Source organism: Streptomyces sp. NPDC019937, assembly GCF_040631655.1.
GTDB lineage: Bacteria > Actinomycetota > Actinomycetes > Streptomycetales > Streptomycetaceae > Streptomyces.
This window is the reverse complement of sequence record NZ_JBEYAL010000018.1, coordinates 41,541-62,798: the sequence shown is the minus strand read 5'-3', so window position 1 is coordinate 62,798 and position 21,258 is coordinate 41,541. Positions and strand designations below refer to the sequence as shown.

The 21,258-nt window shown below is 73.4% G+C and carries 21 protein-coding genes; 6 read left to right on the top strand and 15 right to left on the bottom strand.

What is annotated here, in order from left to right:
- Positions 1-3: 3 nt before the first annotated feature.
- A complete protein-coding gene (locus ABZ562_RS19745) occupies positions 4-1,158 on the bottom strand; it encodes an aminotransferase class V-fold PLP-dependent enzyme (RefSeq protein ID WP_361481006.1) in 1,155 nt (384 codons plus the stop codon).
- Between the two features lie 181 nt (positions 1,159-1,339).
- On the opposite strand from ABZ562_RS19745, the gene ABZ562_RS19740 reads away from it, so the two are divergent.
- Positions 1,340-2,026: an FCD domain-containing protein gene (locus ABZ562_RS19740; RefSeq protein WP_361481003.1), complete on the top strand. Its 687-nt coding sequence runs from the start codon at positions 1,340-1,342 to the stop codon at positions 2,024-2,026.
- A 2-nt stretch (positions 2,027-2,028) separates the two neighbouring features.
- Here the strand turns inward: ABZ562_RS19740 and ABZ562_RS19735 are convergent, their stop codons facing one another.
- From ABZ562_RS19735 to ABZ562_RS19725, 3 genes are read right to left on the bottom strand one after another with little or no spacing between them, the layout of a single operon-like run.
- On the bottom strand, positions 2,029-2,901 hold the full coding sequence (locus ABZ562_RS19735) for a carbohydrate ABC transporter permease (protein ID WP_361481000.1): 873 nt from the start codon (positions 2,899-2,901) through the stop codon (positions 2,029-2,031).
- A complete protein-coding gene (locus ABZ562_RS19730; RefSeq protein ID WP_361480998.1) occupies positions 2,901-3,803 on the bottom strand; it encodes a sugar ABC transporter permease in 903 nt (300 codons plus the stop codon). The genes ABZ562_RS19735 and ABZ562_RS19730 overlap by 1 nt, the downstream gene beginning before the upstream one ends.
- Positions 3,803-5,068 carry a sugar ABC transporter substrate-binding protein gene (locus ABZ562_RS19725; protein ID WP_361480995.1) on the bottom strand — a complete coding sequence of 422 codons (1,266 nt, stop codon included), beginning with the start codon at positions 5,066-5,068 and terminating at the stop codon, positions 3,803-3,805. Before ABZ562_RS19725 ends, ABZ562_RS19730 begins: the two co-directional genes overlap by 1 nt.
- Before the next feature lie 144 nt (positions 5,069-5,212).
- On the opposite strand from ABZ562_RS19725, the gene ABZ562_RS19720 reads away from it, so the two are divergent.
- Positions 5,213-5,353 (top strand): helix-turn-helix domain-containing protein, encoded by a 141-nt coding sequence (locus ABZ562_RS19720; RefSeq protein WP_361480992.1) that lies wholly within the window; start codon positions 5,213-5,215, stop codon positions 5,351-5,353.
- 64 nt (positions 5,354-5,417) lie between these two features.
- Positions 5,418-5,705 carry a hypothetical protein gene (locus ABZ562_RS19715; RefSeq protein ID WP_361480984.1) on the top strand — a complete coding sequence of 96 codons (288 nt, stop codon included), beginning with the start codon at positions 5,418-5,420 and terminating at the stop codon, positions 5,703-5,705.
- Here the strand turns inward: ABZ562_RS19715 and pcaC are convergent.
- From pcaC to ABZ562_RS19680, 7 genes are all read right to left on the bottom strand, one after another.
- Positions 5,640-6,833: a 4-carboxymuconolactone decarboxylase gene (pcaC, locus tag ABZ562_RS19710; RefSeq protein WP_361480981.1), complete on the bottom strand. Its 1,194-nt coding sequence runs from the start codon at positions 6,831-6,833 to the stop codon at positions 5,640-5,642. The two genes, ABZ562_RS19715 and pcaC, sit on opposite strands and share 66 nt — an antisense overlap.
- 502 nt (positions 6,834-7,335) lie before the next feature.
- On the bottom strand, positions 7,336-8,622 hold the full coding sequence (pcaB, locus tag ABZ562_RS19705; RefSeq protein ID WP_361480978.1) for a 3-carboxy-cis,cis-muconate cycloisomerase: 1,287 nt from the start codon (positions 8,620-8,622) through the stop codon (positions 7,336-7,338).
- A complete protein-coding gene (pcaG, locus tag ABZ562_RS19700; RefSeq protein ID WP_361480975.1) occupies positions 8,609-9,190 on the bottom strand; it encodes a protocatechuate 3,4-dioxygenase subunit alpha in 582 nt (193 codons plus the stop codon). Before pcaG ends, pcaB begins: the two co-directional genes overlap by 14 nt.
- Positions 9,190-9,957, bottom strand: a complete 768-nt coding sequence (gene pcaH, locus ABZ562_RS19695; protein WP_361480972.1) for a protocatechuate 3,4-dioxygenase subunit beta — start codon at positions 9,955-9,957, stop codon at positions 9,190-9,192. The genes pcaG and pcaH overlap by 1 nt, the downstream gene beginning before the upstream one ends.
- 14 nt (positions 9,958-9,971) lie before the next feature.
- Positions 9,972-11,171, bottom strand: a complete 1,200-nt coding sequence (locus ABZ562_RS19690; protein WP_361480969.1) for a thiolase family protein — start codon at positions 11,169-11,171, stop codon at positions 9,972-9,974.
- Positions 11,168-11,971 (bottom strand): CoA-transferase, encoded by an 804-nt coding sequence (locus tag ABZ562_RS19685; protein WP_361480966.1) that lies wholly within the window; start codon positions 11,969-11,971, stop codon positions 11,168-11,170. The genes ABZ562_RS19690 and ABZ562_RS19685 overlap by 4 nt, the downstream gene beginning before the upstream one ends.
- Positions 11,968-12,798, bottom strand: coding sequence for a CoA transferase subunit A (locus tag ABZ562_RS19680; RefSeq protein WP_361480963.1), 831 nt, complete (start codon positions 12,796-12,798; stop codon positions 11,968-11,970). The genes ABZ562_RS19685 and ABZ562_RS19680 overlap by 4 nt, the downstream gene beginning before the upstream one ends.
- 209 nt (positions 12,799-13,007) lie before the next feature.
- Here ABZ562_RS19680 and ABZ562_RS19675 point away from each other — a divergent pair, with 209 nt between their 5' ends.
- Complete coding sequence (locus ABZ562_RS19675; protein ID WP_055550191.1) at positions 13,008-13,445, top strand: MarR family transcriptional regulator; 438 nt, start codon at positions 13,008-13,010, stop codon at positions 13,443-13,445.
- Positions 13,446-13,523: 78 nt separating this feature from the next.
- Here the strand turns inward: ABZ562_RS19675 and ABZ562_RS19670 are convergent, their stop codons facing one another.
- Positions 13,524-14,324 carry an IclR family transcriptional regulator gene (locus ABZ562_RS19670; protein WP_361480959.1) on the bottom strand — a complete coding sequence of 267 codons (801 nt, stop codon included), beginning with the start codon at positions 14,322-14,324 and terminating at the stop codon, positions 13,524-13,526.
- Between the two features lie 131 nt (positions 14,325-14,455).
- Between ABZ562_RS19670 and ABZ562_RS19665 the strand changes: the two genes are divergently transcribed.
- A complete protein-coding gene (locus ABZ562_RS19665) occupies positions 14,456-15,442 on the top strand; it encodes an alcohol dehydrogenase catalytic domain-containing protein (RefSeq protein ID WP_361480956.1) in 987 nt (328 codons plus the stop codon).
- A 47-nt stretch (positions 15,443-15,489) separates the two neighbouring features.
- Positions 15,490-16,839, top strand: coding sequence for an MFS transporter (locus ABZ562_RS19660; RefSeq protein ID WP_361480953.1), 1,350 nt, complete (start codon positions 15,490-15,492; stop codon positions 16,837-16,839).
- A gap of 22 nt (positions 16,840-16,861) precedes the next feature.
- Here ABZ562_RS19660 and ABZ562_RS19655 read toward each other — a convergent pair whose 3' ends face one another.
- The 3 genes from ABZ562_RS19655 to ABZ562_RS19645 all read right to left on the bottom strand — a co-directional run bounded on the left by ABZ562_RS19655 (position 16,862) and on the right by ABZ562_RS19645 (position 21,234).
- On the bottom strand, positions 16,862-17,650 hold the full coding sequence (locus ABZ562_RS19655) for a putative protein N(5)-glutamine methyltransferase (RefSeq protein ID WP_361480950.1): 789 nt from the start codon (positions 17,648-17,650) through the stop codon (positions 16,862-16,864).
- 174 nt (positions 17,651-17,824) lie between these two features.
- Entirely contained in the window at positions 17,825-18,754 is a 930-nt protein-coding gene (locus ABZ562_RS19650; protein WP_361480947.1) for an oxidoreductase, read from the bottom strand.
- Positions 18,755-18,870: 116 nt separating this feature from the next.
- A complete protein-coding gene (locus tag ABZ562_RS19645) occupies positions 18,871-21,234 on the bottom strand; it encodes a glycoside hydrolase family 3 N-terminal domain-containing protein (RefSeq protein ID WP_361480944.1) in 2,364 nt (787 codons plus the stop codon).
- Between the last annotated feature and the right edge of the window lie 24 nt (positions 21,235-21,258).

Here is a 21,258-nt window from a genome sequence, read left to right as displayed (position 1 = left end):
CCCTCAGGCCGGGGGACATCCCGGGAGACACTCCGGGAGGCGTTCGGCCAGGTGTTCGTAGTCGGCGACGGTGTTGTAGACGTGGGCGGACAGCCGCAGGAAGCCGCGGCCGCCCCACGAGGTGATGGCGGTTTCGCAGCCGGTCACGGCCGCGATGTGGCGCTGGACGGCATGGGACGCCTCGTGGTCGGTGGCCACTCCGGCGGGCAGCGGGACCAGCCGCATCGCGGGCGCCGGGGCGCCCGCGACCTCGGCCGGGTCCGCGCCCAGGGCGTCCGCGAGGATGCCCTGCGCCACCTCGGCGAGCTTCGTCATCCCGGCCCGGGCCGTGTCCCAGCCGTACCTCTCCTCGATGAACTCCAGCGCGCGCGGCGCCGCGAGCCACGCGGTGAGGTCCACGGTGCCCTGATCGTCGAAGCGGCGCGGAAACGGATACGGCGCGCCCCACGAGTCGGTGAGCGGCCACAGGTCCTGGGCGTCCGCACCGCGCGCGACCAGCGCCGCCGTACCGCGCGGGGCGCAGCACCACTTGTGCAGATTGCCCACCCAGAAGTCGGCGTCCCCCGACGCGCCGACCGGATCGGCCAGCATCCCGGGCGCGTGCGCGCCGTCCACCAGGACCTTCGCGCCGGCGGCGTGGGCGAGCCGGGTGATCTCGGCGACGGGGAAGAGCCGGGCGGTGGCCGAGGTGATCTGGTCCACCACGACCAGCGAGGTGGCGGGGGTGAGCGCGGCGGCGAAGACGGCCGCGATCTCGTCGGCGGTCGCGGTGAGCGGGATGTGGAGCGTACGGGTCCGGGCCCCGGCCCGGGCGGCGGCCCGGGCCACGCCCATCGCTACGGCGCCGTACGCGTGATCGGTGACCAGCACCTCGCTGCCGCGGGGCAGGGCGAGGCTGTTCAGCACGGTGCTCACCCCGGCGCTCGCGTTCGGCACCAGCGCGGTGGCCTCCGCCGGAACCCGCAGCCGGCGCGCCAGGGCGGCCCGTGCCTCGCCCACCCGCTCCGGCAGCGTCCGGAACCACGCGTCCGGGTTGGTCTCCATCTCCTCGCGCAGCGTCTGCTGCCGGGTGAGGGCGACGCGGGGGACGGCACCGAACGAGCCGTGGTTGAGATGGCGGACCGAGGGGTCCAGGGCCCAGTGCGACAGCTCGGACATAAGCTCCTTCCGGCAGGCCCTCGGCATAGTTGTCCGATGACTTGTCCGATGACTTTGATTACGCTGTGGGGAACCGTAGAGGCGTAGGGCCGCCATGAACAGGCCTCCTGCGTAAAATGGCAGTAACAGCATCGCGCGATGACATCGAGTCATCAGATGACTCGGGGGAAGGGTGGGACCGATGGCAGCAACCAACGCGGCGGCCGACGGACTGCGCGGCATGATCGCCCGCGGGGAGCTGGCCCCCGGCGCGCAGCTCCCCGCCGAGCCCGAGCTGTGCGCCCGGCTCGGCGTCTCACGCGGCTCGCTCCGCGAGGCCGTGCGCGCCCTCGCCGCCCTCGGCATGCTGGAGTCCCGCCATGGCGCGGGCACCTTCGTCTCGGCGCTGCGCCCCGGGCAGATGCTGGCCGGGTTCGCCGCGACCGTCGACGTCCTCCCCCTGGACGGGCTGCTGGAGCTGTTCGACGTGCGCCGCCCCCTGGAGGCGCAGGCCGCCGCGCTCGCCGCGGCCCGCGCCGACGAGCAGGTCGTGGCCCGCCTGCGCGAGCTGCAGAAGCGGCTGGCGGAGTCCGACGCCGAGGCCGAACGGCACGCCCTGGACCGGGAGTTCCACGCGACGCTGTGCGCGGCGGGCGGCAACGAGGCGCTGGCCGCGCTCATCGACGTCCTGCGCGCACGCGGCAGCCACTACAGCATCTACGGCGCCGCCGAGGCCGACACCATCCGGCTGGCCAGCGACCTCGGGCACGAGGCGCTGATCAACGCCGTTGCCGCGCGGGACCCGGCGGCCGCCGCCGCGGCCGCGACCGCCCATCTGTCCCAGACCGAGGTCTGGCTGCGGCGCTACGGACCGCGGCCGTGCGGCTGACCTCAGTCGTCGATGCCGGTGCGCTCGACACCCGCGACGATGTAGCGCTGGAGGAGGAGGAAGACGACCAGCAGCGGCACGATCGACACCGCGGCCGCCACGAACAGCTCGTGCAGATTGACGCTCTGCGCCGTGGTGAACGTCGACAGCGCGACCTGGACCGTCCACGCCTCCCGGTCCTGGCCGATGACCAGCGGCCACAGGAAGGCGTTCCAGGCGCCGATGAAGACGATCGTGCCGACCGCCGCGAAGACCGGCCGCGCGTTCGGCACCACGACCCGCCAGTACGTACGCCAGTAGCCGAGCCCGTCCACCCGCGCCGCGTCCTCCAGCTCCCTCGGGAAGCCCAGGAAGTACTGGCGGAAGATGAACGCCGCGACCGCGCTGAACAGCGTCGGCACCACCAGACCGCGCAGCGTGGAGATCCAGCCGAGCGAGCTGACGAGCACGAAGCTCGGGACGAAGGTGACCGCGGCCGGGACCATGAGGGTGCCCAGGATCCAGTAGAAGACGGCGTCGGCGAAGCGGTACGGGATGCGGGCCAGCCCGTACCCGGCCAGCGAGGCGAGCAGCACGGTGCCGAGGGTGGTGAGGACGGCGATCAGGGAGGAGTTGAGCAGCGCGTGCGCCATCGGCACATTGGGGTCGTCGAACAGCTCGGTGACGTTCGACCAGCGCAGCTCGCGGGGGAAGAACGTCCAGTCGGCCGAGGTGATGTCGGCCTCGTCGGCCAGGCCGTTGCGTACGAGGAGATAGAACGGGATCAGGAACAGCAGCGCGAGGGCGATCAGCAGCACCAGCCGCACCGCGCGCCCCACGCCGACCAGGGCGTCCCGTAGGTCACGCGTGTCACGCGTCTTCTGGCGAGGTCTCATCAGTCCTCCTTCCGGCCGAGGCCGAACCAGCGCGCCTGGATCACCGTCACCACCGCGATGATCAGCGCCAGGATCACCGCGCCCGCGCTGCCCAGGCCCAGGTTCTGCCCCTGCCCGAGGGCCGTGTAGTAGAGGTAGACCAGCGGCGGGCGGGCGTACGGCGGATAGCCGCGCGAGTCGGCCAGCAGGTTGTAGAACTCGTCGAACGCCTGGAACGCGTTGATCACCAGCAGCAGCACCACCGCGACCGACGTCGCCCGCAGCTGCGGAAAGGTGATGTGCCGGAACACCTGCCACCCCGGGCGGGCCCCGTCCACGGCGGCCGCCTCGTACAGCCGCGGCGAGATCCGCTGCAGCCCGGCCAGGAACAGCACCATGTAGAAGCCCGCCTGGAGCCACAGCCGCACGGTGACGATCACCAGCCAGTACCAGGGCGGATCGGTGGTCGACAGCCAGGCGACCTGGTCGGCGCCGAACCAGCCGAGCACCGTGTTGGCGAGCCCGAACCGCACCCCGTTGAAGAGCGACATCTTCCAGATCAGCGCTGCCACCACATAGCTGCACGCCACCGGCAGGAAGAACACCGACCGGAAGAACGCCTGCGCCCGTGGCAGCCGGTTCACCATCAGCGCGAGGGAGAGCGAGAGCACGTACGTCGCCGGGACGATGAAGGCCGTGAAGACCAGGAACGTCACCAGGCTGCCGGTGAACGCGTCGTCGCGCAGCATCGCCGTGTAGTTGTCCAGCCCGACGAAGCGGGTCGGCGAGACGGTGTTGTGCGCGTCGAAGAAGCTGAGGTAGGCGCTCCAGACGAGGGGGACGTACGTGAAGAGCGTCAGACCGAGGACGAACGGGCCGACGAACACCCAGAACCAGAGCGTGCGGTCCTGACGGCCCCGCATCAGCTCTTCTTCTGTACGCGGCGCAGCTCAGCGGCCGTCGTGCGGACCACCGACCGCAGCTCGCTCTCCGGGTTCGCGCCGCCCTTGATGACACGGCTCAGCGCGTCCTGGTAGGCGACCTTGCTGGCCGGGGTCCACAGCAGCGGCTCGGCGTGGCCGTGCTCGGTGGCGAACCGCACCGCCTCGCCCGCCGGGCCCTGGCGCAGCTTGGCGGCCTTCTGCGCGAGCGACATCCGGGCCGGGATGTGGAAGCCGTAGGTGAGCGCGAAGTCCTCCTGATACTCCGTCTTCTCCACCCACAGCCACTTCACATAGGCCTTCGCCAGCCGCTTGTGCCCGCTGCGCGCGCTCACCGCCGCCCCGTACGCCCCGACCGGCACCGCGGGCTTCCCGTGCGCGCCCTCCTTGGGGAACGGCAGCACCCCGAAGTCGTCCCCCAGCGCCTTCTTCACCTGCGGCAGCGCCCACAGCCCCGACCACTGCATGGCCGTCAGCCCCTGCGTGAACGCGGCCGGATCCGACCAGTCCGACGGCGCCCCCAGCAGCAGCGACTTCTCCGCGTACAGCTGGCGCAGCTTGCCGAGCGCGCGGGCGGCGGCCGGGTCGTCGAAGCCGACCTTGCCGTCCTCGGTGATCAGCTCCAGGCCGGCGGCGTTCAGCGGGGTGCCGCCGAGGACACCCGGGCCGCCGTCGTTGCCCAGGAACAGCCCCTTGACGTGTCCAGTGGTCAGCTTCTTCGCCGCGTCCACCAGCGCGTCCAGGGTCCGGGGCGGCTCCACACCGGCGTCCTTCAGCATGCTGGTGCGGTAGTAGAGCAGTTGCGTGTCCACGACTTGCGGGATGGCCCAGATCTTGCCGTCGTACGTCTTCGGGGCGAGCACGGCCGGGTTGATGTCGTCCTTCGCCTCCTTGAGGAGGTCCGTCAGATCGACCACCTGGCCGCCCTGGATCTGGTCCAGGGTGGGCCCGTTGACCTCGAAGACGTCCGGGCCGGAGTCCGTGAGCAGCGCGGCGGCCGTCTGCTGGTCGTAGTTGCCCGGCCGCCACTGCACCTCGACCCGTGCGCCGTCGAAGGCGTCCGCGTACCGCTTCACCGCCTGCTCGGTGCCCGGTTCGCCGTACTGGTGGTACCACTGCGACAGCACCGGCTTCCCGCCCGCGTCGTCCCCGTCGCGCCCCGTGTTGGACCCGCACCCGGCGGCCGTCGCCCCGGCCAGGACGAGCCCGCCGCCGGTGCCGAGCAGTCTCCTACGGCTGATGGACATGTGGCCGCGCCCCCTCGCTCCGTCGTGTGGCTCACTACCAGCCACCATATGGCTTGACCCCCTGGACCGGTCCGGAAGTTGACGCTGCTCACGCCTGTGTTCAATCGTCGGCGTGACAGGGCCGGGCCCTGCAGGGTTGTGTGCATGCGGCTACGTTTCAACTACCGGTTGTATCCGAATGCGGTTCAGTGTCAAGCGTTGGCGCGTGCGTTCGGGTGTGCCCGTGTGGTGTGGAACGACTGCCTGCGCGCCCGCAAGGACGCCCATGCGGCCGGGTTGCCTTAACACCCGGCAGTCGGCGAACAACCGAGCCAAGGCCCGTACCAAAGTCGCGCGGCAGCACGCTCGCGTGGCCGACCGCCGCCGGGATTGGCACCACAGGGCGTCCACACAAATCATTCGCGACAACCAAGCGGTGTATGTGGAAGACGTTCCGGTGTCCGGCCTGGCCCGGGCCCGGCTGGCCAAGTCGGTGCACGACGCCGGATGGTCGACTTTCGTCAACATGCTGGAGGACAAGGACACCCTGGCCGCCGGACGGGCGGACACGACAGATGGTTGCGGTCGGATATCAACTGCCGCTGCCCTTGCCGGTGTCGATCTCGTCGAAGACCCGCTGGGCGGTGGCGAACGCTGAGTTGGCCGCCGGGACGCCGCAGTAGATCGCGCTCTGGAGCAGCACCTCGCCGATCTCGTCGCGCGTCAGGCCATTGGTGAGCGCGGACCGGACGTGCATGGCCAGCTCGGTGTCGTGGCCGTGCGCGATGAGCGCGGTGAGGGTGATGGCGCTGCGCATCCGCCGGTCCAGACCGTCCCCGGTCCAGATCTCGCCCCACGCGTAGCGGGTGATGAAGTCCTGGAAGCGGGCGGTGAACGGGGTCGTACGGGCCACCGCGCGGTCCACGTGGGCGTCGCCGAGGACGGCGCGGCGGACGGCCATTCCGGCGGCGTGCCGGGAGGCGTCGTCCGTGGCCGCCTCGGTGGTGGTCGTGTGCGCGAAGTGGGTGGCCAGCGCGGAGGTCACCGCCTCCGGGCGTTCCACGCCTGCCAGGTGGGCGGCGTGGGCGACCTCCACCAGGCTCGCGCCCGGCACCCGGTCCGCGATCTCCCGCGCGTGCGGGGGAGGGGTGGCCGGGTCGTCGCGGCCCGCCACGACCAGGGTGGGGGCGGTGATGGACGGCAGTACGTCGCGTACGTCGTAGTCGGCGAGGATGTCGCAGCACGCGGCGTACCCCGCGCGGTCGGTGTCGCGCAGGTCCTGCAGCAGCGCGCGGCCGCGGGGCGTGTCGGCGAACCCTGGCGAGAACCAGAGCCCCGGCCGGCTCGCCACCATCGCCTCCGTCCCCTGCTCCCGTACGAGCTTCGCCCGCTCCCGCCACACGGAGGGCTCGGCGAAGCGCGCCGAGGAGCACACGACGGCGAGGGACGCGATGCGGTCGGGGTGGTGCGCGGCGAGGTGCAGCCCGACGGCGCCGCCGATCGAGATCCCCGCGTAGGCGAAGCGGTCCCAGCCGTGGGTGTCGGCGCTGTGCAGCACGAGCGCGGCGAGGTCGGCGATGGTGGCGCTGCCGTCGGAGGGCAGGAGCGCCGCGGGTGAGCCGCCGTGGCCGGGGAGGTCCCAGCGCAGGGTGCGGTGGGTGCGGGCGAGGGCGGGGAGTTGGGGCTCCCAGACGGCGAGGGACGTGCCGATGGAGGGGCCGAGGATGAGGGGTGGTGCGGTGGTGGGGCCGTCCAGGGTGGTGTGGAGGTGCGGGGTGCGGGTCACGGGGTGGCTCTCCTTGTGCGGGTGGGTGGTTGCGACCGGTGTTTGCCCCCGCCCCGCCCCTTCCCGAACCATGGGCGCTGCCCCTGGACCCCGGGGTGCGGTGGGCGCGTGCCCCACCGGCTCGCTGCGGTCCCGGCCCGCCGGGCGCCGGGGTTCGGGTGCGCGCTGCGCATGGGGCCCGGCGGTTCGTGGCCGGGCGTGGGCCGGTGGGTGGGTTGTGCCCACCCGTTCCGCCAGGGGGCCACCTCCCAGCGGTAGCCGGGGGAGGAACGATTGCCCACAACCGGGCGGTGCATCCAGCCCTCCGGGCAGTGCCGTCCAGCCTCCGGGCGGTACCACCCAGCCTCTCCGGCGTTTGAGGAGCGGGGTCCGGGGCGGAGCCCCGGCGGGGGTCCGGGGCGGAGCTCCCGGTGCGGGGCGCCCCGCGTCCACCCCGCATCGGGGGCCCGGGGGTGTCCCCCGGTTTCGGGAAGGGGGTGGGGGAAGGCCCGCCGCCCAGGCGTTACGCATCGCGGGTCAGGGCGCGGTCTGTCAGGGTGGGGGCCGCGCCCACGTAGGTGGTGGGGGTCAGCAACTCGCGCAGGCGGTCCGGCGGGAGGAGGTCCGCCAGGGCTTCGGCCAGACCGTTCTCGGACCGCGCCGCCTCCGTCAGCCGCTGCTTCGCCCCCGCGCGGCCCAGCGCCGGAGTGAGGGCCGCGATGAGCCGTTCGCTGACGATGAGACCGTCCGTCAGCTCCAGGTTCGCGGCCATGCGCTCGGGGAGGACCCGCAGGCCGGAGGCGAGTTCCGCGGCGTCCCGGGCGGCGCCGCCCGCGAGCCGCAGCAGGTCCCGCAGCGGCTGCCACTCCGCGTGCCACGCCCCACCGGGGCGTTCGTCCTCGGCGGCGAGGGAGCCGAGCAGGGTGGCGGCGAGCCCGGGGGCCTGGCGGGCGGCGGAGGCGATGAGGGTGGCGCGCACCGGGTTGGATTTGTGCGGCATCGCGGACGAGCCGCCGCCCGTGCCCTCCGCCACCTCGCCGATCTCCGTACGGGACAACACCAGCACATCGGCGGCCATCTTGCCCAGCGCGCCCGTGGTGAAAGCCAGCGCGGACGCCAGGTCGGCGACGGGCGTGCGCAGGGTGTGCCACGGCAGGTCGGGTTCGGCGAGCCCGGTCTCCGCCGCGAAGCGGGCCAGCAGCGGGACGCCGTCGTCGAGGGCTGCCAACGTGCCTGCCGCGCCGCCCAGTTGGGCCATCGGACGCACGGCGGAGAGACGGGCGCGGGCGTCGAGGACGAGGGAGCGCCAACCCGCCGCCTTGAGGCCGAAGGTGGTGGGGACGGCGTGCTGGGTGAGGGTGCGGCCCGGCATCGGCGTGGCGCGGTGGGCGGCGGCGAGCCGCGCCAGCTCCGCCGTCGTGCGGTCGAGGTCCGCGGTGATCAGCGGCAGGGTGCGGGCCGCGACCAGCATGGTGGCGGTGTCCAGGATGTCCTGGCTGGTGGCGCCCCGGTGGACGTACGCCGCGGCGTCGCCGTCGTCACGGGCCACCGCCGCGGTGAGGTCGGCGACCAGCGGGATGACGGGGTTGCCGCCGGAGCGGGCCCGCCGGGCGAGGTCGCGCACGTCGTACAGCCCGGCGCGGGCCGCGCGCGTCACCGCGGCCGCCGCGTCGGCCGGGGCCAGCGCCCGGGCGAGGGCGGCCTCGGCGTCGAGCATGGCCTGGAGGAACGCCGTGTCGCCGGTGGCGTCCTCGGCCGCGGACCCGGCCCGTACGGGGGCCAGCAGCCCCGCGTCGTCACCTGAACTCAAGGAAAACCGTCTCTCCCTCACCCTGCAGGCGGATGTCGAAGCGGTACGTCCCCGGCTGCGGCTCAGCCGTCGCCACCAGGGTCTCCCGGCGCGCCGGATCCAGCGCGGCGAGGAGCGGGTCGGCGGCGTGGGCCCGGCCGTCCTCGGGGAAGTACAGGCGGGTGTAGAGGTGGTGCAGCAGCCCGCGGGCGTGGACGCACACGCTGATGTAGGGGGCCGGGGCGGGGGCGCCGGGGCGGAGCGTACGGGCCGTCCAGTGGCCGTCGGCGTCGGTGGCGATGCGGGCGAAGCCGGTGAAGTCGACACCGTTGCGCCCGGCGAAGCCGCCGGTCACCGGGTCGCGGCGCATCGATCCGGGCGCGCCGGACAGCGAGCCGTCCGGGCCCGCCTGCCACAGCTCGATCAGGGCGTCCGGGACGGGCGCGCCCGCGCCGTCGTGGACCCGGCCGTGCACGGTGATGGTGCCGGGGTGGCCCGCGGGGGCGATGTCGCCGCCGCCGGGGAAGGGCAGCGCGTAGCCGTAGAAGGGGCCGACGGTGTGGGAGGGGGTGGGGGAGAGCTGGGTCATCAGCGGCCTTCCTCGATCCAGGTGGCCGACGGCCCGTCCAGCACGATGTCCCAGCGGTAGCCCAGCGACCGCTCCGGCTGGGACAGCCCGTGGTCGTAGGTGGCCACGAGCCGCTGCCGCGCCGATTCGTCCGTGACGGACTGCAGGATCGGGTCGTAGGCGAAGAGCGGGTCGCCGGGGAAGTACATCTGGGTGATGAGGCGCTGGGTGAACGCCGTACCGAAGAGGGAGAAGTGGAGGTGCGCGGGGCGCCACGCGTTCTCGTGGTTGCGCCATGGATAGGCGCCGGGCTTGATGGTGGTGAAGCGGTACGACCCGTCGTCACCGGTCAGGGTGCGTCCGACGCCGGTGAAGTGAGGGTCCAGCGGCGCCGGGTGCTGGTCGCGGAGGTGGGCGTAGCGGCCGGCCGCGTTGGCCTGCCACAGCTCGATGAGCTGGCCGCGCACCGGCCGCCCGTGGCTGTCCAGCAGCCGCCCGGAGACGGTGATGCGCTCGCCGAGCGGTTCGCCCTGGTGCTGGATGGTGAGGTCGTTGTCGATGTCGGTGATGTCGGTGTGGCCGAAGACGGGCGTGTGCAGCTCGACGGTCTCGGGGTCGCCCTGCACGGCGACCAGCGGCTGCTTGGGGTGGCGCAGCAGGCTGCTGCGGTACGGGGCGAAGTCGCGCGCGGGGTGGTCGGCGGCGGGGGCGCCGTCGGCGCGCGCCTTGTCGTACGCGGCGCGGCTGTCGGCGAGTTCGCGGTCGATGTCGGCTTGGGTGAGTGTCATGGGGAGCGTGCGCCTTACCTTTCGAGGACGAGGGCGAGGCCCTGCCCGACGCCGATGCACAGGGACGCCACGCCCGTGCCGGAGCCCGCAGCGGCGAGCTGATGGGCGACGGCCCCGGCGAGGCGGGCGCCGGAGGCGCCGAGGGGGTGGCCGATGGCGATGGCGCCGCCGCGCGGGTTGACCAGGGCGGGGTCGAGGCCGGGCCATTCGGCGAGGCACCCGAGCGCCTGGGCGGCGAAGGCCTCGTTCAGCTCCAGGGTGGTCAGGCCGTCGAAGCCACGGCCCGCCTTGGCCAGCGCGCGGCGTACGGCCTCGACGGGACCGAGGCCGAAGTACTGCGGTTCGATGCCGGTGACGGCGGAGGCGCCGATCCGGGCCAGGGGCTCGCGTCCGGTGGCCTTCAGGCCCTCGTCGTCGACGAGGAGGAGGGCCGCGGCGCCGTCGTTGAGCGGGGAGGAGTTGCCCGCGGTGACGGTGCCGCCCGGCTTGCGGAAGGCGGGCTTCAGCTTGGCCAGCGACTCCATCGACGTCGTGTCGCGGATGGTTTCGTCGCGGAGCAGATCGGTGTCCGGGTACGGCAGCACCTCGGCCTCGTACGCGCCGTCCTTCCACGCCCGCGCCGCCTTCTCGTGGCTGGCGAGCGCGAACGCGTCCTGCGCCTCGCGGGTGATGCCGTGCTTGTCGGCGATCAGCTCGGCGCCCTCGCCGAGGGCGACGGTCCACTCGGGCGGCATGTCGGGGTTGGTCATGCGCCAGCCGAGGGTGGTGGAGTACATCTGCTGGTGCCCGGCGGGGAAGGCGCGCTCCGGCTTCTGCAGCACCCAGGGGGCGCGTGACATGGACTCCACGCCGCCCGCGAGCGCGATATGCGCGTCGCCGGTGGCGATGGCGCGGGCCGCCTGGAGCACCGCCTCCAGGCCGGAGGCGCACAGCCGGTTGACGGTCGCGCCGGGCACGGTGACGGGGAGCCCGGCCAGCAGGACGGCCATGCGGGCGACATCGCGGTTGTCCTCGCCCGCGCCGTTGGCGTTGCCGAAGTAGACGTCGTCGATACGGGCCGGGTCGAGCGCGGGCGTACGGGCGACCAGGCCGCGGACGACGTGGGCGGCGAGGTCGTCGGGGCGCACGCCCGCGAGCGCGCCGCCGTAACGGCCGATCGGCGTGCGGACGGCGTCGACGATGTAGACGTCACGCAGGGCGTGCGATGCGTTCATCGGGGCTCCTTCCCGGCGGCCTTGAGCGCGCGCAGCGCCGCCAGTTCGTCGGGGGTCGGCGGCTCGGTGGTGCCCACGGTGTCGGCGACGGTCAACTCCCAGCCGGTGGCGGCCCGCACCCGCTCCACGGTGACGCCCGGGTGCAGCTCGGTGAGCACCAGCTCGGCGGTGGCCGGGTCGGGGCGCAGGACGCCGAGGTCGGTGATGACGGCGACGGGGCCCGCGCCGGGCATGCCGAGCTTCGTGCGGTCGCCGGGACCGCTGCCGTGGCCCATGGTGGTCACGAAGTCCAGTCGCCGCACGAAGTTGCGGGTGGAGTGGCGCAGCACCATCAGCACCCGGCCGCAGTTGGAGGCGATCTCGGGGGCGCCGCCCGCGCCGGGCAGCCGCCCCTCGGGCTTGTCCGGGCCGCGGTCCACGACGGTGGTGTTGATGTTGGCGTAGCGGTCGACCTGGGCGGCGCCGAGGAAGCCGACGTCGATCCGGCCGCCCTGCAGCCAGTAGTTGAACATCTCGGGCACCGGGACGACGGAGTCGGCGGTCTCCGCGAGTTCGCCGTCGCCGATGGACAGCGGGAGCCGGGTCGGCTTGGAGCCGATGGTGCCGGATTCGTAGATGAGGACCAGCCCGGGGTTGACGGTGGCGCGGGCGAGGTTGGCGGCGGTGCTGGGCAGGCCGATGCCGACGAAGCAGGTCCGGGCCCCGGCGAGGGCGCGGGCGGCGTTGACCTCCATCAGCTCGTCGCGGGTGAAGTCCTCGGCGGGGGTTTCGGCGGGGGTCTCGGCAGAGGTCTCGGTCATCGCGCGGCAGCCTTTTCGGTACGTTCGGTACGCACGTTCTCCTCGATCCACCGGGTGAACGCCTCGCGGTCCCGGGCGATCGGGTCCCATGCCTGGTAGAAGCCGTTGTCGCGCACCGAGTACCCGGTGGCGTACGAGGGGTGCGCCCCGCCGGGGACGACGGAGACCGCGTCGATCACCCAGGTCGGCAGGACGATCCCGCCCGGCCGCGGCTCCAGCTCCTCGACGATCTCCTCGACCGTCACCAGCACCCGCTCGGCGGCGAGCGCGGCCTCCTTCTGCACTCCGGTCAGTCCCCACAGCTGGACGTTGCCCGCGCGGTCGGCCTGCTGTGCGTGGATCACGGTGACGTCCGGGTTGAGCGCGGCGACGGCGGCCAGCTCCTCGCCGGTGAAGGGGCAGGTGACGGTGGAGATGGTGTCCGTACGGGCCGGGATGTCGCTGCCCCGGTAGCCGCGCAGCACGGCGAACGGCAGCTTGGACGCCCCCGCCACATAGCGGTTGGCCATGCCCGCGTGGCTGTGCTCGTCCAGCTCCAGGGGCCGGGGCCAGCCGTTCTCGACGGCGTCGCGGAAGCGGTGCAGAGAGCCGACGCCGGGGTTGCCGCCCCAGGAGAAGACCAGCTTGCGGACGAGTCCGGCGCCGATCAGCTGGTCGTAGACGACGTCGGGCGTCATGCGGACGAGGGTGAGGTCGGTGATGCCCTGGCGGATGACCTCGTGCGCGGCGGCGTACGGGATCAGGTGGGTGAAACCCTCCATCGCGACGGTGTCCCCGTCGTGGATGAGGCCCGCCACGGCGTCGTGCAGGCTTCGGATGTCGGCCATCGTCACTCCGCGGTGATCGCGCACGTTCGCATGCCGTTCCGGAATGCTCAGTGCACTGACTATTTTCCTGCCGATTCCGAACACTCCCATCGCCGGGTGTGCTCGTCAAGGGAGTCTAGGGCGAATGTTCGCCGCTCGACACGGGTCCTTCCGCAGGGCAGAATCGTTCAGTACGCGAACCAAATGCTCGTAACAGGGGAGGTCAGGGCATGGGTGCGGTCGACCTCAACACTCACCCCGGGCATCTGGCCCGTCGCCTCCAGCAGGCGCATTCGCTGCTGTGGGGCGCGATGGTCTCCGAGGAGACGACCTCGCCGCAGTTCGCGGTGCTCAACGCGCTGGTCGAGAAGCCGGACATCGACCAGCGCACCCTGAGCGAACACGTCCATCTGGACCGCTCCACGATCGCCGACGTGGTCGCCCGGCTCGGCCGCCGCGGGCTGCTGGAGCGGGTCCGCGACCCGCGCGACGGGCGCCGCAACGTCCTCAAGCTGACCGACGAGGGCGTGCGGCTGCACCGGAAGCTGGTGACACGGACGGCGCGCATGAACCGGGTGTTCCTGGCCCCGCTGGACGACGACGAGCGGGAGCTGCTGCTCCGGCTGATCGGGCGGGTGGCGGACGCGGCGGAGGAGCTGCGCTCGTAGGGGCTGCGGGCTCCACGGGAGCCACCGGCCCTACGGTGGTCGTACGGAGCCACCGGCCCTACGGCGTGAAACCCCTGGTCAGCCCTCCGTCGGGAGCGCGCCCAGACCGCCCGCCACCGTACGGGCCGCGCCCGCCAGCGAGGTCACGAACCTCGGCAGCCGCTCCGGTGTGAAGCGGGCCGACGGGCCGCCGAACGAGAGCGCCGCGACCACCTCGCCGCCCCGGCCACGGACGGGGACGGCCACCGAGGACAGGCCCTCCTCGTGTTCGCCGTGGCTCACCGCGTACCCCTGGCGCGCCGTTTCCGCCGCCCAGTGGCGCAGCGTCGCGGCGTGGGCCGGGCCGCTGGGGGAGCGGCCGGCGATCCGCTCCAGAAGGGCGTCGTCGGCGCCGAGGAGCAGGACCTTGGAGGGGCCGCCCGCCCACAGCGGCAGCTCGTCCCCGACCTGCACGATGTGGCGCAGCGCCTGCGGCCCCTCCTCCTGGGCGACGCAGACGCGGTGCACATCGCGCCGTACGTACAGGTGCACCGTCTCCCGGTGCTCGGCGGCCAGCTCGCGCAGCGCCCGCCGGGCCGGGGCGGGCAGCCGCCAGCCCTGGTCCGCCATGCGGACCCAGCGCAGGAAGGTGGGCCCGGCGGTGTAGCGGCCGTGTTCGTCGAGCCAGAGCAGCCCGTTGAGGCGCAGGGTCTGCAGGATGCGCAGGACGGTCGTCTTCGGCAGCCCGCTGGCCTCGACGAGCTGGCGGAGGGACAGGGCGGGGCGGTGCTCGCTGAAGAGGCCGAGGATGTCGATGGCCCGCTGGACGGTCCGCATGCCCCCGCCGCTTTCCCCGTCGCCCCCGCCGCCGCTGCCGTCCGGCCTCGCGTCCTTGCCCATGCCGCCACTCCTCGCACCGGTCCGCCGACAGGTCCGCCGACGGCCCCCCTTGTCGATACTCAGCATACGTCCTATCGTCACCGTCACTCGGACCTCCGGGTCCATTCAGCGGACCAATGTCAGGAGTCACGGTGAAAGCAGCCGTTCTCACCGCACCCCGCCGCCTCCGGATCGCCGACGACTGGCCGGAACCGATATGCGGCCCCCACGATGTCCTCGTCCAGCTCGACGGCATGGGGGTCTGCGGTTCCGACCTGGCCGTCTTCGACGGCACGCGGCAGGTCCCCGCCCTCCCCTGGGCGGTCGGCCACGAAGGCTTCGGCCGGATCGCCGCCGTCGGCGCCCGGGCCACCGAGGCCCCCGCCCCCGGCACCCGCGTCGTCATCGAGCCCAACTACGCCTGCCTCCAATGCCCCGACTGCGCCCGTGGCCTCACCTCCGCCTGCGCCAAGCGCACCATCGTGGGCATCAACGCGCCCGGTCTCCTCGCCGAGCGCGTCGCCGTCCCCGCCCCCTTCGTCCACCCGGTCCCGGCGTCCGCCCGCGCCGAAGACCTGGCCTGCGCCGAGCCGTACACGGTGGCCCGTACCGCCGTACGCCGCGGAGGCGTCACCGCCGACGACAAGACCCTCGTCGTCGGCGCGGGCGCCCAGGGGCTGCTGCTCTGCCAGGCGCTGCTGGCCATCGGCGTGCGCCCCGCCGTCGTCGAACCCCACCCCCTCCGCCTGGCGCGCGCCGTGGAACTGGGTGCCCGCGCGGCGGGCGAGGGCGAGGGCGGGTTCGGGTACGTCTTCGAGTCCTCCGGCGCCGAGCCCGCGCTGCGCGCCGCGCTGGGACGCACGGTGCCGGGCGCCACGTTCGTCCTGGTCGGGCTGGGCGCCGACCCGCTGCCGCTCACCCTGAACCAGGTCGTCCGCGCACAGCTCACCCTGCGCGGCTCGCTCATCTACGACCACCCCGGCGACTTCACCGCCGCCCTGGCCGACATCGCCTCGGGCGCGGTACGGCCCGGCGCCTCGATCGACGCCTGCTTCCCGCTGGAGCGCGCGCAGGAGGCGTTCGCCGGGGCCCGTGAGCGCGCGGGCAAGACCTGGATCTCGCTCACCGCGGCCGACTGAGCCGCCCGTCACCACTCATTCGTGTCCCGAGACGAAGGAGTCTCGCCATGAGCACCGCCGGCACGCCCGCCCCCGCCGCGTCCCCGCCCCTCGTCCCCGACTCCGCCCGCCCGGCCGTCAGTCGCGCCCGTTACGGGCTGCTCACCTCCCTCTTCGTCATCACCGCGATCAACTACCTGGACCGCACGAACCTCTCGGTCGCCCTCCCGCACATCAAGGACGACCTCCACCTCACCGCCACCCAGCAGGGCATCCTGCTGTCCTCCTTCGGCTGGGCCTATCTGCTGCTGCAGATCCCCACCGGCCGGCTCATCGACAAGGCCGGCGCCAAGCTGGCGTTCGGGTACGCCCTGGTCGGCTGGTCGCTCGCGACCGCCGCCGTGACCCTCTCGCGCGGCTTCGGCTCGCTCGTCGGGATCCGGGTCGCTCTCGGTGCCTTCGAGGCACCGGCGTTCCCGTCCAACAACCGGCTGGTCGTCAACTGGTTCCCGGGCAACGAGCGGGGCCGGGCCACCGCCACGTACACCTCCGGCGAGTACATCGGGCTCGCGGTCGCCGCCCCCGTCCTGTCGCTGCTCACCGTGCACTTCGGCTGGCGCTCGGTGTTCCTGGTCACCGGGGCGGTCGGGCTGCTGTTCTCCGTCGTCTGGTTCCGCCGGGTGTACGACCGTCCCGAGCAGAGCCCGAAGGTCAGCGCCGCGGAGCTGGCCCACATCCAGCAGGCCGACGAACGGGAGCCGTCCGACGCCGCGGAGAGGGCGTCGGAGGCGGAACTCTCCACCCTGGGCGCCGATCTGCGGGTGCTGTTCACCAACAAGCGGCTGTGGGGCATGTACATCGGCCAGTTCGCCAGCGCCTCCGTCCTCTTCTTCTTCCTCACCTGGTTCCCCAGCTATCTGGTGGAGGAGAAGGGGATGGGCATCATCAAGGCCGGGTTCTGGGCCTCGGCGCCCTATCTCGCGGCGCTGGTCGGCACGCTGGCGGGCGGCGCCTGGTCGGACCGGATGCTGAACAACGGCCGGTCCCGTACGGTCGCCCGCAAGCTTCCGGTGATGATCGGATTCGTACTCGCCTCGATCATCGTCTGCGCGAACTTCACCGACTCCGCTCCACTCGTGATCACCTTCATGTCGATCGCGTTCTTCGCCCAGGGGCTGATGCAGAACAGCTGGGCGCTCTTCGCGGACTCCGTCCCCCGGCGGCTCACCGGCACCGGCGGCGGCGTCTTCAACTTCATGGCCAACGCGGGCGGCGTCCTCACCCCGCTCGTCATCGGCTTCATCGTCGACGCGACGGGCTCCTTCGCCTGGGCGCTCGGCTACATCGGCATCGTCGTCGCCGTCGGGCTGGTGGCGTACGCGCTGCTCATCGACCGGGTCGAGCGCATCGAGGCCTGACCCGGCGCGCGGGCCGACGGGCTCAGCGGGTCCCGATCACGACCGTCGCCTCCCGCTCCTCGCACACCACCACCTGTGGGGTGAGCCCGTCGGCCGCGACGATGCCGAGCGCGCGCGACGCCTGCCGTTCGCTCGTCTCGAACAGCAGGCTGCCGCCCGGCGCCAGCCACTCCGGCGCCCCGGAGGTCACCCGGCGCAGCACGTCCAGCCCGTCCGCGCCCCCGTCCAGCGCCACCCGCGCCTCATGGACCCGCGCCTCCGGTGGCAGCAGCCCGACCTCCTCGGTGGGGACGTACGGCACGTTGGCCAGCAGCACATCGACCCGGCCGCGCAGCGCGGCGGGCAGCGGCTCGTACAGGTCGCCCTCGTACACCGTGCCGCCCGCGGGCTCCACATTGCGGCGGGCGCAGCGCACCGCGGCCGGGTCGATGTCGGCCGCGTACCACTCGGCCCGGCCCCCCAGCTCCGCCACCAGCGCGGCCCCCAACGCGCCCGACCCGCAACACAGATCCACCACCACCGCCCCGGCCGGCGCCAGCGCGGCCGCCCGCTCGACCAGGAACTCGGTACGCCGGCGCGGCACGAACACCCCGGCGTCGACGGATATCCGCAGCCCCCGGAACTCCGCCCAGCCCAGGACGTGTTCCAGCGGGAGCCCGGCGGCGCGCCGGTCGACCATGGCGTCCGTTTCGGCGGCGGTGCGAGAGGCGCTGAGGATCAACCGCGCCTCGTCCTCGGCGAACACGCACCCGGCGGCGCGGAGCCTGGTGACGACGGTGGAAAAGCTGATGACAGATGATGAAGCCGACATGGGGAGCCTGGAAGCCTTTCGGAATCCCTCGAGGACGCTCCCGGCGGTCAGCTATCCCGTGTGTGCACGGTCCTGAGGCGAGAGCACCCAGCCTGAACTGGCGTTGATGGGTCTCACCTCCTTGGTGCGTACGGGTGACGGCCACATTACCCGATGCCCCGGCATCATGGCGGCTCAGGCCAGGGCCGCGTACCGCACGCCCGTGAGGTGTTCCGAGGCCGCCCACAGCTGCCGCGCCGCCTTGTCGCTGCGGGTCCACTTGGCGCGGGCCGCACGGGTGGGGGCGCCGGGGAGGAGGCCCTGGAGGGGCGGCCCGACGTAGTCGTCCTGCCGGACGCCGGGGGCGGTGGCCGCGTAGAGGGTGGGGAGGGCGCCGCGCTCCGGGGGCTGGGCGAAGAAGCGGTTGCCGATGTCCATGAACCGCTCCGTGCCCCGGCGGCCCTCCATCTTCGCCGCCGCCGTCTGGAGGTTGGTCGAGGCGTAACCGGGGTGGGCGGCGGCCGCCACCAGTGGCGCGCCCGCGCTGCGCAGGCGGCGGGCCAGTTCGTGGGTGAACAGGAGGTTGGCGCTCTTGGAGCGGGCGTAGGCGGCCCAGCGCCGGTATCCGCGCTGCATGGACAGGTCGGCCGGATCGACCGTGCTCAGCAGGTGCATGAAGCTGGACACGGTGACCACCCGGGCGCCCGCCCCGGCCGCCAGCAGCTTCGGCAGCAGCAGCCCGGTGAGCGCGAAGTGGCCGAGGTGGTTGACGCCGAACTGCATCTCGAAGCCGTCGGCGGTCTTGCGGTACGGGAGGGCCATCACCCCCGCGTTGTTGATCAGCAGGTCGAGCCGGTCGCCCTCGTACCCGGCCGCGAAGGCCCGTACGGACGCCAGGTCCGCCAGGTCCAGCGGCGCCACCCGCACCACCGCGCCCGGAGCCTCGGCGCGGATCCGCTCCTCCGCGTCCTTGCCGCGCCCCGCGTCCCGGCACGCCAGCACCACATGGGCGCCGCGCCGCGCCAGCTCGCGGGCCGTGACATAGCCGAGGCCGCTGTTGGCACCGGTCACCACGGCCGTGCGGCCGGTCTGGTCGGGGATGTCGCTCGCGGTCCAGCCCTTCATCACGCGCTCCTTCGCGGTCTGAGGCGGCACTGCGCTACGCGCCGGTAGCCCTCGCTCGGAGCGACAGCCTAAGCGCGCGGCCGCGAAGGCGCGAGGCGAAGGACCGGCACTCCCCGCTACTTCACGCGCGCCTCGCACACCAGCCGCCGCCGGTGGTCCACCCGGCGCTCGGGCCCGGTCAGCGTCAGCGGGACGGTGTGGTGTACGTCGGCTTCGGCGCTGGAGGACGCCAACCGCAGCTCCAGCGCGCCCGGTTCCACGATCCGGGTGCCGTCCTGGTCCACCGGATACGAGGCGAGGTCGGCGTGGAAGGTGAAGTGCACCTCGGCCGACTCGCCCGGGCCCAGGGGCACCCGGGTGTAGCCGACCAGCCGCGCCACCGGGCGGGCGGTGCGGGCCACCGGGTCGTGCAGATACAGCTGCACCACCTCGGTCCCGGCCCGCTCGCCGGTGTTGCGCACGGTCAGCCGTACCGTCGTCTCGCCGTCGGTCGGCACCTCGGCGGCGTCCGTCCCCGGCCGGTCCCAGGTGAACGAGGTGTACGTCAGTCCGTGGCCGAAGGGGAACAGCGGGGTCGGGTCGACGGTGCTGGCGTCGTTGCGGTGGCCGAGCGGGGGCTGCAGATACGTCCAGGGCTGGCCGCCCGGCGCGTACGGCACGCTCACCGGCAGCCGCCCGGACGGGCCGACCCGCCCGCCCAGCACCCCGGCCACCGCCGGGCCGCCCTCCTCGCCGGGGAAGAACGCCTGCACGGTGGCCGCCAGCAGCCCCGACCAGCGGCCGAGGGCGTAGGGGCGGCCGGTGAGCAGCACCAGCACCACGGGCGTGCCGGTGGCCAGCAGGGTGTCGAGCAACGCGCCCTGCTCGCCGGGGAGTTCGAGGTCGGCGGCGTCGCATCCCTCGCCCGAGGTGCCGCGGCCGAAGAGCCCGGAGCGGTCGCCGAGCACGGCCACGCACACCTCGGCGTCCGCCGCCATCCGCGCCGCCTGCGCCAGCCGGCTCTCGGCGGTGAGCGCCGCCGCCCCCGCCGAACCGGACCCGGCCGGGGCGGCGGGGCCGGGCGCGGCGCACCCCTCGGCGTGGCTGATCCGGGCGTCGGGCAGCTCGGCGCGCAGCGCGGCGAGCAGCGTCGGCACCTCGACGCCCATGGGCAGCTCGGGGTGTTCGATGCCGACGTGGCGGGGGAAGGTGTAGCAGCCGAGCATGGCGGCGGGGTCGTCGGCGAGCGGTCCGACGACGGCGATGCGGGCGTCGGGCGCCAGCGGCAGCACGTCCCCGTCGTTGGCGAGCAGCACCACGGACTCCTCGGCCAGCTGCCGCGCGACGGCCCGCATCACGGGCGGATCGAGGTCGACCGGCGCCGTCGCGGACACGGGCGGCTCCGGCGACCAGTCCGGGTCCAGCAGCCCCAGCTCGCACTTCTGGGTGAGCACCCGGCGCACCGCCCGGTCGACCAGCCCCTCCGGCACCTCCCCGGCCCGTACGGCGTCCCGCAGCGGGGCGCCGTAGCAGCGCACGGCCGGAAGCTCGACGTCCACGCCCGCCGCGAGGGCGAGGGCGGCGGCGCGCCCGGGGGAGTCGGCGACGCGGTGGGCCAGCTCCAGGAAGGAGACGCCGAAGTAGTCGGCGACGACGGTGCCGGTGAAGCCCCAGCGCTCCCGCAGCAGTTCGGTCAGCAGCCAGGGATTGGCGGCGGAGGGGACGCCGTCGACGTCGTTGTAGGAGTGCATCACCGAGCGGGCGCCGCCGTCCCGCAGCGCCATCTCGAACGGCGGAAGGATCACCTCCGCCAGCTCGCGCGGGCCGATCGAGGCCGGCGCGTGGTTACGGGCGCCGCGCGAGGCCGAGTAGCCCGCGAAGTGCTTGAGCGTGGCGACGATCCCGGCGGATTCCAGGCCCCGGACGTACGCGGTGCCGACGGTCGCGACCAGGTACGGATCCTCGCCGATCGACTCCTCCGTACGCCCCCAGCGCGCGTCCCGCACCACGTCCAGCACGGGCGAGAGGCCCTGGTGGACGCCGACCGACCGCATCGAGCCGCCGATGAGTCCGGCGGCCCGCTCCACCAGCGCCGGGTCGAACGACGCGCCCCAGGCGAGCGGGGTGGGGAAGACGGTGGCGTGCCAGGCGGTGAAGCCGGTCAGACACTCCTCGTGGACGAGCGCCGGAATCCCGAAGCGGTTCGCCGCGGTGATACGGGCCTGGGTGCGGGCGAGCGCGGCGGCCCCCTCGGCGGGGTCCACGGGAGCCGTGCCGAACGGACGGGTCAGCTGGCCGAGGCCGTGCGGGAGGAGGCCGTCGAGGTCCACGTCCTCCGCCACCTCGTGCTGCAGCGGGGCGACGTCCTCGCCCTCCTGGGCTTCCGAACCCGGCCACACGCTGTACAGCTGGGCGAGCTTCTCCTCCAGCGTCATGAGGGAGAGCAGATCGTCCGCGCGGTCCTCGGCGGGGAGGGAGGTGTCCTGCCAGGGGTGAGGCATGAAGCTCCTTGTGGTGAGCGGCGG